This is a genomic window from Acinetobacter sp. 197, from assembly GCF_048148385.1.
GTDB classification, from domain to species: Bacteria; Pseudomonadota; Gammaproteobacteria; order Pseudomonadales; family Moraxellaceae; genus Acinetobacter; species Acinetobacter pecorum.
Genome location: NZ_JAYWZK010000008.1, coordinates 28,093 through 40,864, shown reverse-complemented (window position 1 = coordinate 40,864; position 12,772 = coordinate 28,093). Strand labels below are relative to the sequence as shown.

At 45.6% G+C, this 12,772-nt stretch carries 10 protein-coding genes; 1 reads left to right on the top strand and 9 read right to left on the bottom strand.

Going from position 1 to position 12,772, the window contains the following annotated elements:
- Positions 1-10: 10 nt before the first annotated feature.
- From pilQ to VXQ11_RS09355, 5 genes are read right to left on the bottom strand one after another with little or no spacing between them, the layout of a single operon-like run.
- Complete coding sequence (pilQ, locus tag VXQ11_RS09375; protein WP_064102376.1) at positions 11-2,176, bottom strand: type IV pilus secretin PilQ family protein; 2,166 nt, start codon at positions 2,174-2,176, stop codon at positions 11-13.
- 18 nt (positions 2,177-2,194) lie between these two features.
- The gene (locus tag VXQ11_RS09370) at positions 2,195-2,722 is read right to left on the bottom strand and encodes a pilus assembly protein PilP (RefSeq protein ID WP_064094601.1); all 528 of its coding nucleotides are present in this window, start codon (positions 2,720-2,722) and stop codon (positions 2,195-2,197) included.
- A complete protein-coding gene (locus VXQ11_RS09365; RefSeq protein ID WP_416680934.1) occupies positions 2,722-3,441 on the bottom strand; it encodes a type 4a pilus biogenesis protein PilO in 720 nt (239 codons plus the stop codon). Before VXQ11_RS09365 ends, VXQ11_RS09370 begins: the two co-directional genes overlap by 1 nt.
- Positions 3,438-4,076: a PilN domain-containing protein gene (locus tag VXQ11_RS09360; RefSeq protein ID WP_064094603.1), complete on the bottom strand. Its 639-nt coding sequence runs from the start codon at positions 4,074-4,076 to the stop codon at positions 3,438-3,440. Before VXQ11_RS09360 ends, VXQ11_RS09365 begins: the two co-directional genes overlap by 4 nt.
- The gene (locus tag VXQ11_RS09355) at positions 4,076-5,134 is read right to left on the bottom strand and encodes a pilus assembly protein PilM (protein WP_064094604.1); all 1,059 of its coding nucleotides are present in this window, start codon (positions 5,132-5,134) and stop codon (positions 4,076-4,078) included. Before VXQ11_RS09355 ends, VXQ11_RS09360 begins: the two co-directional genes overlap by 1 nt.
- Positions 5,135-5,299: 165 nt before the next feature.
- On the opposite strand from VXQ11_RS09355, the gene ponA reads away from it, so the two are divergent.
- On the top strand, positions 5,300-7,822 hold the full coding sequence (ponA, locus tag VXQ11_RS09350; RefSeq protein ID WP_416705891.1) for a penicillin-binding protein PBP1a: 2,523 nt from the start codon (positions 5,300-5,302) through the stop codon (positions 7,820-7,822).
- 56 nt (positions 7,823-7,878) lie between these two features.
- Here ponA and VXQ11_RS09345 read toward each other — a convergent pair whose 3' ends face one another.
- From VXQ11_RS09345 to VXQ11_RS09330, 4 genes are read right to left on the bottom strand one after another with little or no spacing between them, the layout of a single operon-like run.
- Positions 7,879-8,682: a putative RNA methyltransferase gene (locus tag VXQ11_RS09345; protein WP_416680954.1), complete on the bottom strand. Its 804-nt coding sequence runs from the start codon at positions 8,680-8,682 to the stop codon at positions 7,879-7,881.
- Positions 8,683-8,736: 54 nt separating this feature from the next.
- Positions 8,737-9,855, bottom strand: a complete 1,119-nt coding sequence (mraY, locus tag VXQ11_RS09340; protein ID WP_064102373.1) for a phospho-N-acetylmuramoyl-pentapeptide-transferase — start codon at positions 9,853-9,855, stop codon at positions 8,737-8,739.
- A complete protein-coding gene (locus VXQ11_RS09335; protein WP_191730930.1) occupies positions 9,856-11,259 on the bottom strand; it encodes a UDP-N-acetylmuramoyl-tripeptide--D-alanyl-D-alanine ligase in 1,404 nt (467 codons plus the stop codon).
- Positions 11,260-11,268: 9 nt separating this feature from the next.
- Positions 11,269-12,765, bottom strand: coding sequence for a UDP-N-acetylmuramoyl-L-alanyl-D-glutamate--2,6-diaminopimelate ligase (locus tag VXQ11_RS09330; protein ID WP_416705890.1), 1,497 nt, complete (start codon positions 12,763-12,765; stop codon positions 11,269-11,271).
- Between the last annotated feature and the right edge of the window lie 7 nt (positions 12,766-12,772).

Genomic DNA, 12,772 nt, shown 5'->3' with positions numbered 1-12,772 from the left:
TCAAAATATATTAATGATTTCTTGAAACACTGTCATTAACAATTCGAGGTGTAACGAAAATCAGTAGCTCACGTTTATTATCCGACTTTAAATCTTTACGGAATAAACGTCCTACATAAGGAATATCCCCCAGGAAAGGTACCTTAGTTTGCGCATTACGGGTTTCTTGCTCAAAAATACCGCCTAGAACCACTGTTTCGCCATTATCCACCAAGACATTGGTAGTGATCTGGTTTTTATTAATAGTGAGCTGTCCAGTCGGTGTCGGGTTACCCGGTGAGTCACTGGTAATATTGAGTTCCATCTGTACTTTGCCATCTGGCGTAATGCTTGGTGTGACATCCAGACTTAGCGTAGCATCAATAAATTCCGTAGTAGATACTGCATTCGCACCACCACCCTCTGCTGACTGATACGGAATTTGAGAACCAGAGGCAACAGTCGCTTTCTGCTTGTCCGCAGTCAGTACTTTAGGGGTAGAAATCACCTCACCATAGCCATCTGCCTGAAGTGCAGACAATTCAAGATCTAGCATAAAATCAGAAAGGCTGATTAAACCAAAGGCGATACGACTGGCACCCGGACTGGTTACCCCCAAATCCACATTCAGGTTTTGTGGACGCTGAATCTCATAAGTATATCCACCCAAATCATTTTCTTTAGGATCTCTGAGATCCCATAACGTCGTGTCACTACCACCGACCAGAAGACTATCATTGTTGGTAATCCCTTGAGACAGAATTCCCCATTTCACTCCCATCTCTTTGGTAAAGTCAGTGGTAGCTCGAACAATACGCGCTTCGACCATCACCTGCTTCACCTGTACATCGAGCAGATCTACCATATTACGAATTTTATCAATAAAGAGCTGGGTATCATTGACAATAATGGTATTGGTTCGTGCATCAACAGACACAGAACCACGGGAACTTAATAAACTTTCCCCACCCTCATTATTATTCGTACTGCTCGAGCCGCCTGAACTAGATGCGCCTTTATTCTGCGTAATCAGTTTCTCAATATCAGCGGCTTTGGCATAACTGAGCTGCATATATTCCGTCTGGATAGGCGCAAGTGCAACACTCTGCTTAATCGCCTTAGCTTCTTCCTCTTCAGCCTTTATCAGCTCTGTAACTGGTGCGATCCAGATCACATTGCCATTGCGGCGTTTATCCAGATTTTTGGTTTTCAGCACAATGTCCAGCGCCTGATCCCAAGGTACCTCTTTCAAGCGCAAGGTAATGTTACCTTGTACACTATCTGCAGCCACCATATTGATATCGGTAAAATCTGCCAGGAGCTGTAATACACGACGGACTTCGATATCCTGAAAATCTAAAGAAATCTTCTTACCGGTATAGGCAACGGTTTTAGGACGCAATGGACTCTTGGCTTCTGGTCGTTTCAAGCTGATGGTCAGCTTGTTATCAGTCTGATAAGCCATATATTCATAACTTTCCGCAGACTGAATCGTAATGACTCCTGAACCATTTTGATTCACAGCATCCACACTTGATACCGGAGTCGCAAAATCAGTCACATTAAGACGGCGGGTCAAATGAGCCGGAATCTTGGAACCTAAAGTGCGCACAATAACCTTGGTACCCTGCTGCTGTACATCAACAGGAGTATTATTTCCTAATAGATCAATAACGACCTGGCCTTCACCTTGCGCACCGCGCTGGAAACCAATATTGCTAATACCCTGAGCTGACTGTTGCTGCACAGGTTGAGCCATGGCTACAGGAGTTGCCGAGTTAATTTTAAGAATAAAAGTATTGCCTTCTACTCGAGTGGTAAAGGCACCTGCATCTGTCAGATTAACCGTCAAACGGGCACGCTGCGCATCCGAAGTTACATCGACCGAACTGGCTTCACGCGTTGCGACCGGAATTTTGCTTTGTTTTAAATTCTGTTGGGCCTTGTCAAAGTCCAGAATCAAACGTGACGGTGATTCTAACTGATAGGCTTGTGGTTGAGGTGGTAAACCATTAAACATCACCCGAATTTCAGTTCCTTGACCAGGAAGCTGCATAGGTACCACATTCGTTACGGCCACTTGTGCGCTGGCTGCTTGCATCACCGCAATCGCAACAGCACCCATTGAAAACTGACGAAACACACGATTCATTGTATTAGCATCCCCAAAAATAAATTCTTTAATACTCTTATTCATTGTTATTCCTTTAAAACCTTATGGCGCCGGCCCGATGAGAACCAGGCTCCGCGGACGTTCCACATATCCCTCACGGCCATCTGGAATAATCTCAATCAGATTGATCTGTGTCGGTGTAATTCCAATTACACGACCATGATTAAGTCCCATATAGCTGCCACGCTGAATCCGCTCAACCTCACCATCAGGGGTCTGGATTAAAGCCAGAATCTGTCCCGCCTGATTACGCATACTGCCTTTCATGGTCAAGGTTTCCAGCGGATAACTTTCTAGTGGTTGCAACTGACGTGACAAATTTGGATAAACCCGTTTCCCGGCCATAATTTTCAGTTCAGCAGCCAGAGAACTTGGTAAAAATGGGCTTTTGATCTGGTGCGCTGCATAATTAAAGGTTTCAACTGGCATAAAATCAGGCGCAGGTTCAATCGGCAAAGGCGGCTGATTACGAATATTGGCCATTTCCTGATTGACCGCATCAATACGGGAATCACATCCCACTAATAAAAACCCGAGCGTTAAAGCCGAAGTAATTTTAATTTTTTTCATTACTGCGCCCCCTGAGCCGTGCTGTCAGCTGCTGGCATTGCAGCACCTTCAGCATTACCGACATAACGATAAGTTTTGGCTTTTACCACATAATCAATAACCGGAATTTCAGATTTTTTCTCTTTGTTTTCAGTACCGGTAATCGTGAAATCATGTAGCGTAACGATACGTGACAAGCCGGCAATACTGCTCACAAAGGAACCAAAAGCGTGATAATCCCCAGTAGCTTCAATCGCAATTGGCTGCTCAATAAAGAATTCTTGCTTAATTTCAGGTTCCAGTCGGATATTTTTAAACTTCAGGCCTGAATTCACGCCGCTCAGGTTAATATCTTCAACCAGACCCGGAATTTCAGTTTCTTTCGGCAATTGTTCTAACTGCTGGTTAAAACGGGCTTCCATTTCCTGCAGCTGGATTTGATATTGTTGTAAGTTGCGTAATTTGGATTCTTTTTCGCGAAATTCATTCAGCAGGTTTTGTTCTTGGGCACTGGCTTGCGAAATCGATTCAATCGTGCTTCTGATCATGACAAAGTAAATCACCGCAAATGCCAATGCAGCAATGAAGATCCAGCAGGTAATTTTGACCGCTAAAGGCCAGCCACCATAATTATTTGGATCTAAGGTATTGAATTGTTGAAAAAACTTTTCAACAGTCATTTTATTTTTGGGTACAGCGACGACATCCTGGTTGAACTCATCGTACTCGTCATTACTCATGATGATGCCCCCGTAGTTGTAGTAACTGCTTGTTGTTCTTCGTTAAGTACTGGCTGAGCGATCTGATCCAGATCTACAGTTACAGTAAAACTGCCATAAGATTCTTCCACACGTGGAATAATCGAGCTCGGCGCCTTTTCTTTGGCTTCTTCAGCCACCAGGAAAGCGTTCATAAAGGCATTCCGATACCAAGATGAAGCTTCCAGATTGCGTAGCAGTTCAGCTACGGTATTAGGACTCTCAGCTTTACCTTCAATGGTAAATTTATCGCCGGTACGCTGGAATTTGGTGATGTACATATTGCTCGGGGTGACCCGCACAATTTCATCAATCAGATGTACTGCAATCGGACGCTGGGTCTGTAATCCCTGAATCAGTTTCATCCGCTCGACAATCGCATTACGCTGTTCTTGCAAACCCTCTAGTGCCTTTAACTGCACATCCAGATTCTGGTTGGTGCTTTGAATCAGCTGATTGGCCTGTTCATGATCCTGAAGTTTTTGATCATAATAAAACCAGGTAGAACCCGCTGCTGCTAAGCCTAAGAACAGTGCCCCCACACAAATCGCCACAAATTCATTATTTCTTTTAATTCTTAGCTCATCACGCCAAGGAAGTAAGTTAATTCTTGCCATTAATCAAAACTCCTTAAGGCCAATCCACATGCAACCATGAGTGATGACGCGTCATTTTCAATTTTTTTAATATCAATTTGCGGAGAAAAGCCCATTTGCAAAAATGGATTCGCGATCGTGACACGGTAACCGAGTTTTTGTTGTAATAATTTTGCCAGCCCCGGAATATTGGCATTTCCGCCAGCCAGTAAAATATGGTCGATCTCATTGAACTGAGAAGATGAAAAGAAGAATTGCAATGAACGGGCCGCCTGCTGTACCACCGCATCCAGAAAAGGTTCCAGCACTTCAATATCATAATCATCTGGCAAGGCACGGGTTTTTTTAGCACGCCCAGCTTCTTCAAATGACAATCCATAACGGTTCTGAATTTCCTGAGTCAACTGCTTGCCGCCAAACACCTGCTCACGGGTATAAATAATCTTGTTATTCTGCATGACCGACAAGGTGGTCATACTATGCCCAATATCTAAAATACCGACCGTATTAACCCCCATTGGCAAAGTATCTGAAAATACTTTAAAGGCATTTTCCAGTGCAAAGCTTTCTACATCTGCAATCTTGGGTGTCAGTCCGGCAATTTCCAAAACTTCGGAACGTGCTTCGACATTTTCGATGCGGGTCGCGACCAGCAGCACATTTACCCGGTTCGGATTGGCAAGACGGTCTGGCAGAACTTCAAAATCCAGACTGGCTTCATCGAGAGGGAAAGGAATATATTGTTCCGCATCTTCACGAATCTGAACTTCACGTTCGTCATCCGACATATCTGCATCCATCTCAATGATCTTGGTGATCGCCATTGAGGTGGGTATTGCAAAAGCGGTCTGATTCGACTGGGTATTGCCCAAATTAATTGCGCGCCCAAGGGCATCAGCAACTGCTTCTGGATTTAAGACATTTTTTTCAACAACACTGTTTTCCGATAATGGGACCAAAGCATAACTCTCTACCCAATAACGGCCACTTTTTACAGAAAGTTCTAAAACCTTAACAGAAGTCGAACTAATATCGACTCCTATTAACCCCTTATTCGGTTTACGATATAACCTGCGCACAATATACTTCCTATTATTTTTTTGTCCCCAATTCAATCTAACTTACCAATTGGTCCAGCCTATAATTTTATATAGATACAATAACTGATCTAACAATATGGATATCGACAGGATATACTGACCGGTAATTAGTTCGCCATTAGCTCTTATTAAAACTTACTTGTTATGAAAAAGCTATCTTGTTCAGGCCTTGTTCATCCATTTTTTTTGATCATTATCATTATACTGATCTCAATTCCGATGGGTTTCTATGGCATGTATCTCTATATTGCCCCATCTTTGCCTGAAATGTCCACGCTTAAAAAGGCACCTTTATTAAAGCCTTTACAAGTATTTAGTTCAGATAATGAATTAATTGCCGAATATGGTGGCAAGCTTTCAGTTCCCGTGAAATATGAACAAATTCCACAGGAGTTTATTCATGCGTTCCTCGCAGCGGAAGATTCTAGCTTTTTTGAGCATAGCGGCATCAGCTTTAAAAGCTTGGGACGCGCCCTCAGCGAGACCGTGACCGGTTCGGATGTCCAGACCGGTGGCTCGACTATTACCATGCAAGTGGCAAAAAATTATTACCTCAGTCCTGAACGGACTTTGAAACGTAAACTGACTGAAATTTTTCTGGCCCGTAAAATTGAGCAAAACCTAAGTAAAGAAGAAATTCTGACCCTGTATGTCAATAAAATTTTCCTGGGGAAAAATGCTTATGGTATCGCAGCGGCAGCTAAAATTTACTACAACAAGAGTCTAGAAGAACTTTCAAATGCACAGATGGCCATGATCGCCGGCCTGCCTAAAGCACCTTCCCGCTATAATCCGGTTGCTAATCCCAAGCGTGCTTTGGAGCGTCGTAACTGGATTTTGGGACGTATGCTGCAATTGGGCTATTTAAACCAGAGCCAGTATCAGCAGGCCATTGCTGAACCGATTAATCTGGACATGCCGGATCGCAGTACCCGTAATAAATTCCCTTATGTGGGTGAAATGGTACGTTCTGAGCTGGTACAAAACTTTGGTGAACAGGCGATCGATTCTGGTTATAGAGTCTATACCACTATTCATAGTGAACGTCAGACCTATGCCGAGCAAGCGGTACAAGAAGGTTTAGAAGCCTATGACCGTCGACACGGCTGGCGAGGAGCTGAAGCACATGATCAACCCCTTGAAAATTTCCGCGCCTATGCCAATACCTACCCTGCGCAAGTAACCAAGGTAGGCACTTCCAGTTTTGAAGCACTCATGCAGGATGGGAGCAGCGTGACTGTTCCGTGGTCAGGCATGTCTTGGGCACGTCGCTTTCGTAACGTTAACAGTGTAGGCGGGGCACCCGGCAAAGCCTCCCAGATTGTTAAAGTCAAAGATATTGTCCGTTTAAGACCCAATGAAAATAAAACCTCTTGGTCACTGGTACAGATTCCCAAAGTACAAGGACAGCTGATTGCTATCAATCCAAATAATGGTGCAATTGAAGCTATTGTGGGCGGATATAATTTTTATCAGTCAAAATTTAACCGGGCCATCCAAGGCTGGCGTCAACCTGGGTCTACTATTAAGCCTTTTGTTTATGCACTGGCTTTAGAACGTGGCATGACGCCACATACTATGGTCAATGATGCACCTATTACCATTGGCAAATGGTCACCGCGTAACTCGGATGGACGTTATCTTGGCATGATCCCGTTACGCCGTGCCCTTTATCTGTCACGTAATACAGTCTCAGTGCGCTTATTGCAGACGGTCGGAATTGAACGTACACGTCAGTTATTTATGGACTTTGGTTTACAGGACAGTCAGATTCCACGTAACTATACCATTGCCTTGGGTACGCCGCAGGTTCTTCCAATTCAGATGGCCACCGGTTATGCTACCTTTGCTAATGGCGGTTACCGAATTCAGCCGCACTTTATTACGCGTATTGAAGATGCCTATGGCAACACCATCTTTGAAGCCAAGCCTGAATATGCGTGCATTTCATGTATTAATGAAAAAGAAGAACCCGTTCAAGTCACTGACCCCATTACCGCCGATGATGAAGTAATTGCAATCAACAATACGACCTTGGGCCAGAAACCCGAGACCCCGAAAATTTCAGATGAAGACAGCAATTATCGTCAGGCAGAACGTATTTTAAAATCCAGCTCTGCCTATGACATGGCCAATATTCTACGTGATGTCATTCAGTATGGTACCGGTCGTGCCGCATTAAGAATTGGTCGTAGTGATATTGGTGGTAAAACCGGTACCACCAATGATGCCAAAGATGCCTGGTTTGCCGGCTTCAATGGCAAGCTGGTAACGGTTACCTGGGTCGGTTTTGACCAGCCGACGACTTTAGGTCGCCGTGAATATGGTGGTGTAGCAGCTTTACCGATCTGGACCGATTTTATGGGCAAGGCATTAAAAGGCCAACCGGAAGCCTGGGTACGTTTAGACCGTAATGCCAAGGCACCTGTAAATCGCAACAAGGTGGTTCAGGGTGAGGAGCCGCAAAATCATCCGGCTTCTCCACCTCTGGCGACAGCACTTTACCGCCCCGCTCCAGTTGTCGTGCCAAAACGTCAGCAAAATGATTTTGAGGATTTACCGGATCAGCCAACACGCTTACCAGGTAATGAATCTGTATCGCCAGAACAGCCGCTACAGCCGAACCGGGTAGACTCCCTGGAAAACCTGATCGAAGAAGTCCAGTAATCTGCTGCTATATAAAAATAAAAGCCCTCAGTTGAGGGCTTTTATATATTCAATTTTTATTTCTTCTGGAACAAGAAAATCTGGAACTGTGCCATCAGTTCAAACCGGTCATGTTGCTCCAGAGCCAGACGGCGTTCCGGTTTGGCTTTATAGGCATAAGGGGTCATGGCAATCAGGTTTTTTAAATCAGCCTGTGGCAAAATCATTGGTGCATCAATTACCTGCTCACGAACCAGATCAAATTCATCTTGCAGTTGCTCAACAAACTTTTGTGGCTCATGTGGTTTGACTTCTTCAAACAGTGCTTCACGCATGGCATATAAATGTTGTGGTGCCGGTGTTACCACCATCAGATAAGATTTTGGCTTTAATACCCGCAGGATTTCCTGTTTTGGAATCGGACTGAATAAACTGGTACAGAGATCAATCGATTCATCCAGTACTGGCAAGGTTGCCCCGGTTCCCACCACCCAAGTAATGTCTTTATTCAGTCTGGCAGCCACCTGAACTGCATTCTTGGCAATATCGACCCCTACACATTGCAGCACTTCAGCCTGCATGGCATTGGTGTAATAGCCTTCGCCACAGCCGATATCCAGCAGGTTTTCAATCCGTAAGTCTCGGATTTTCTCGACCACAGCCTGCTGTAGGGGCACATAATGACCTGCACTCAGGAATGCACGGCGCGCCTGTACCGATTCAGGTGTATCACCCGGATTTTTACTATGCTTATGCTGAACTACATGCAGATTCACATAACCTTGTTTGGCCACATCGTAGCTATGATGATTCTCACATCGCCATGTTCTTTCATTTAAGCTCAACTGCTGGCGACAGACTGGGCACATGAGTAAATTCATCATTTTCTCCAAAACAAAAAAGCCGGCATGCGCCGACTTTTTCTCATGCATTTCTTAGCGCAATTTTAAGGTCATTAGGCCCAAAACTACCAGCATAATCGTAATAATCCAGAAACGGATCACCACCTGGGTTTCACGCCAGCCTTTCTTTTCATAATGATGATGTAGCGGCGCCATCAGAAATACGCGTTTATTACGCATTCTTAATGAACCGATCTGCAAGAATACTGAAATCGCCTCAACCAGAAATACACCCGCCATAATCGCAAACACGATTTCCTGACGAACCATGACAGCAATGGTACCCAGCATCGCACCGAGGGATAAGGCTCCAACATCTCCCATAAATACCTGGGCCGGATGGGCGTTATACCAGAGAAATGCCAGACCGGCACCGATCATGGCTGCACAGATCACCACCAGCTCAGACGAGTATTTCACATAAGGAATATGCAGGTAGTTGGCGAAACGCACATCACCCGCGAGGTAAGCGAATACGCCCAAACCTGCAGCCACCAGTACAATCGGCATGATCGCCAGACCATCCAGACCATCGGTCAGGTTCACTGCATTGGATGCCCCATTAATCACGAAGTAAGTGAAAATAATGAAGCCAATACCCAATGGAATGACCGACAAAGGAATGGTTAGATCCTTAAAGAATGGAATTAGCAAATCCAGCATATTCGCGGTATGTACCGGATTGGTTTGTTGCTGTGCAATCACATACAAGGCAATACCAGCACCCAACGAACCCACTGAAGTCCAGAAGAATTTTTTCTTCGCAGGCAAACCGGCATTGTCTTTATAACGGATCTTGATCCAGTCATCAGCCCAGCCCACGGCACCAAAAATTACCATCACCGCCAGCACAATCCAGACATAAGGATTAGACAGATCTGCCCAGAGCAAAGTCGAAATCCCGATGGATAATAGGATCAGCACCCCACCCATGGTCGGTGTGCCCATTTTCTTGGCATGATTTTCAGGAGCAAACGAACTGACCGCCTGACCATATTTCAGCGCCTGCAGTTTGCGGATCATGATCGGACCCAAGACCAAACCAATGGTCATTGCCGTCAAGACACTCAGCAGAGCACGTAAAGTTAAATAACGAACTACCTGAAACGTGCTATCAAAGCCCGCCAGATGGTCAAATAGCCATAACAGCATTTAGAGTTTCTCCATCAATGCAGCCATCAATGTTTCCATATGGGTATAACGCGACCCTTTGAACAGCAAAGATATCGGCTGGGGATGATGTGTTTCAATCAAATCAATTAAAAACGGTAAGGCCTGCTCCTGATTCAGGAAAGCCTGCATTTTCTTACCATATTGCGTACTACGGGCACCTTCTTGTGCGGCAGGAGCGAATTCACCCACAGCCACCACAAAATTAATACCTTTTACCGAGACCAGATCCCGACCGAGCTTGTAATGCTCGATTGCGGCAGATGAACCGAGTTCACCAATATCGCCGGTCACCATCACCCGGATGCCTTGCTGCTGTGCTAACACTTCAGCCGCCGCTCGCATTGAGCCCGGATTGGCATTGTAGGTGTCATCAATAAATAAAAATTCTTTGTGCGGAATAAAGTTTAAGCGACCTTTAGCACCGACTGCCTGTTCCAGGCCAGCCACGATATCATCAAGATTAATACCAATCGCCAAGGCAAATGCAGCGGCAGCTGTGGCATTCTCGACATTATGCTCGCCGGCAAATGGTAACTGAACTGTTTTCGAGCCTTGTGGCGTATTCAGTGTGAAGCTTGAAGATTGAGCTTCAAGCACCATATCGCTGGCATAGACTTCACCACCCGTACCAAAACTTAAGCTTTTTTCAGTTCTTACTGCGGCACGAATGGCTTCAGCAAAATCATCGGCAGCAGGAATAATCGAAGTCTCAGAGATATGCGCATAAATTTCGGATTTTGCACGGCAAATTCCGTCACGGCCGCCAAATTCACCCAAGTGTGCCGTGCCAATATTAATAATTCCGGCTACATGCGGCTGCACCATGTTTGAAGTGTAATCAATTTCACCCTGATGACTTGCACCGAGTTCCATCACCGCATATTGATGTTCAGAACGCAGCTCCAGCAACATTACTGGCACGCCAAGGTCATTATTCAAATTACCACGCGTCACCAAGGTCGGCGCAAGACGCGACAGGATGCTCCCCAGCATTTCTTTAGTCGTGGTTTTACCACTGCTGCCGGTCAAGGCAATCACTTTGAGCTGAGGATTCTGCTGACGGCGATAAGCCCCCAACAATCCCAATGCCAGACGGGTATCTTCTACCACCAGTTGGCAAATATCAGCATCCACTGGACGGCTGACAATGGCAATGTCACAACCTTGAGCCGCCACTTGCGCAATAAAGTCATGCGCGTCAAAACGCTCGCCTTTCAGCGCCAGAAAAGCATCACCTGCTTCTGCATCACGTGAATCGGTCAAAATCCGTTTGATCTGGCCTGCAGGCTTTTTATCATTCAGCCAGTAGCCTTGGGTGGCCTGCTGTAATTGTTCTATACTCCACGGCTCCAGCGCCGCAGTACTTGTTGTTGAGGTATGCATATCTGAATCCTAATGCGCTGAATAGGCAGTATCTGTGTTGCAATGCTGGCCATCAATCGCAGCCTGCACTTCGACCACGTCATCAAACCAGTGACGTACGCCATCAATTTCCTGATAATTTTCGTGCCCTTTTCCTGCAATCACCACAATATCACCCGCCTGCGCCTGTTTAACGGCAAACTTGATTGCTTCACGACGGTCATGAATTTCATGATAGATTTTGCCGGAAAAATCGATGCTATTTTTCATATCCGCAAAAATTTGTGCCGGATCTTCGGTCCGCGGGTTATCAGAAGTGAGAACTGCGATATCGGAACCCTCTAATGCAGCTTGGGTCATCAGTGGACGTTTACCGCGATCACGGTCGCCGCCACAGCCGAAGACTGCCCAGAGATTTTGTGAGACATGCCGTTTCAAGGTCACCAGAACCTGAGTCAGGGCATCCGGGGTATGGGCATAATCCACCACAAACAGACGTTCGCCATCACGCAGCACCTGCATCCGACCGGGCGCACCTTTGAGCTGGGGCACAGTTGCAATCAAACTTTCCAAGTCAAATCCGGCCTGTTCCACCATGATCAGACTAGCGACCAGATTTTCAATATTGAAATGACCCAGCAGTGGACTGTTAATCATATATTCAGCAGAAGCAGTTTCTAGTTTAAAGGTCGCACCTGAAATGCTGTACTGAATATCCTGAACCTGATAATCCGCTTTTTGCTTGGTGGAATAAGTCAAAATTTTAGGCTGTGCCGGATTATTTTTCGCGGCATCCAGCATGATCTGTGCATGTTCATCATCGATATTGATAACAGCCACTTTTAAAGATTCAAACCGGAATAAACCAGACTTTGCTTCTGCATAAGCTTGCAGCGTTCCATGATAATCCAGATGGTCACGACTCAAATTGCTGTAGCCTGCAATCTCGATATCACAACCATTCAAGCGGCCTTGTTCCAGACCATGCGAACTGGCTTCAATCGAGGCAAACTCCGCACCGGCCTGCGCATAGCCATGCAAGGCATTTTGCAGTTGCAAGGCATCCAGGGTGGTATGCGAAGATGCTTCCAGATTTGGCAAAATCCCGTTACCCGTGGTACCCATCACTGCACAGGCTTTACCTTGCAGCATGATGAATTCAGCCACCAAGCGAGAAATCGTGGTTTTACCATTGGTGCCGGTAACTGCCAGAATTCGAGCAGCTTGAACAGGTTGAGTCGCTTGCAAATACTGCTTTTGCCACTGCCCCATCAGATAACGCACATCTGCCACTACCAGATTTGGAGATACCTCCAGCTCAGTTTCTGAAATCACAGCCAATGCACCCTGATCCAAAGCTTTCTGGGCAAATTGAGCAGTTTTTTTTGGTTGTGACAGGCTGGTCAGGGCAATAAAAATCTGTCCCGGTTTGACTTTACGACTATCCAGCTCGAAGCCCTGAAAGGATTTCTTCATCCAGTCAGCGACCTCATGAGAGGTGTAGATATCTTGAAATGTAATAGACATTGATCAC

Excerpts from the sequence above, each read along its gene's own strand:
- pilQ (WP_064102376.1), bottom strand. The coding sequence starts at position 2,176 with ATGAATAAGAGTATTAAAGAATTTATTTTTGGGGATGCTAATACAATG.
- VXQ11_RS09370 (WP_064094601.1), bottom strand. The coding sequence starts at position 2,722 with ATGAAAAAAATTAAAATTACTTCGGCTTTAACGCTCGGGTTTTTATTA.
- VXQ11_RS09365 (WP_416680934.1), bottom strand. The coding sequence starts at position 3,441 with ATGAGTAATGACGAGTACGATGAGTTCAACCAGGATGTCGTCGCTGTA.
- VXQ11_RS09360 (WP_064094603.1), bottom strand. The coding sequence starts at position 4,076 with ATGGCAAGAATTAACTTACTTCCTTGGCGTGATGAGCTAAGAATTAAA.
- ponA (WP_416705891.1), top strand. The coding sequence starts at position 5,300 with ATGAAAAAGCTATCTTGTTCAGGCCTTGTTCATCCATTTTTTTTGATC.
- VXQ11_RS09345 (WP_416680954.1), bottom strand. The coding sequence starts at position 8,682 with ATGAATTTACTCATGTGCCCAGTCTGTCGCCAGCAGTTGAGCTTAAAT.
- mraY (WP_064102373.1), bottom strand. The coding sequence starts at position 9,855 with ATGCTGTTATGGCTATTTGACCATCTGGCGGGCTTTGATAGCACGTTT.
- VXQ11_RS09335 (WP_191730930.1), bottom strand. The coding sequence starts at position 11,259 with ATGCATACCTCAACAACAAGTACTGCGGCGCTGGAGCCGTGGAGTATA.
- VXQ11_RS09330 (WP_416705890.1), bottom strand. The coding sequence starts at position 12,765 with ATGTCTATTACATTTCAAGATATCTACACCTCTCATGAGGTCGCTGAC.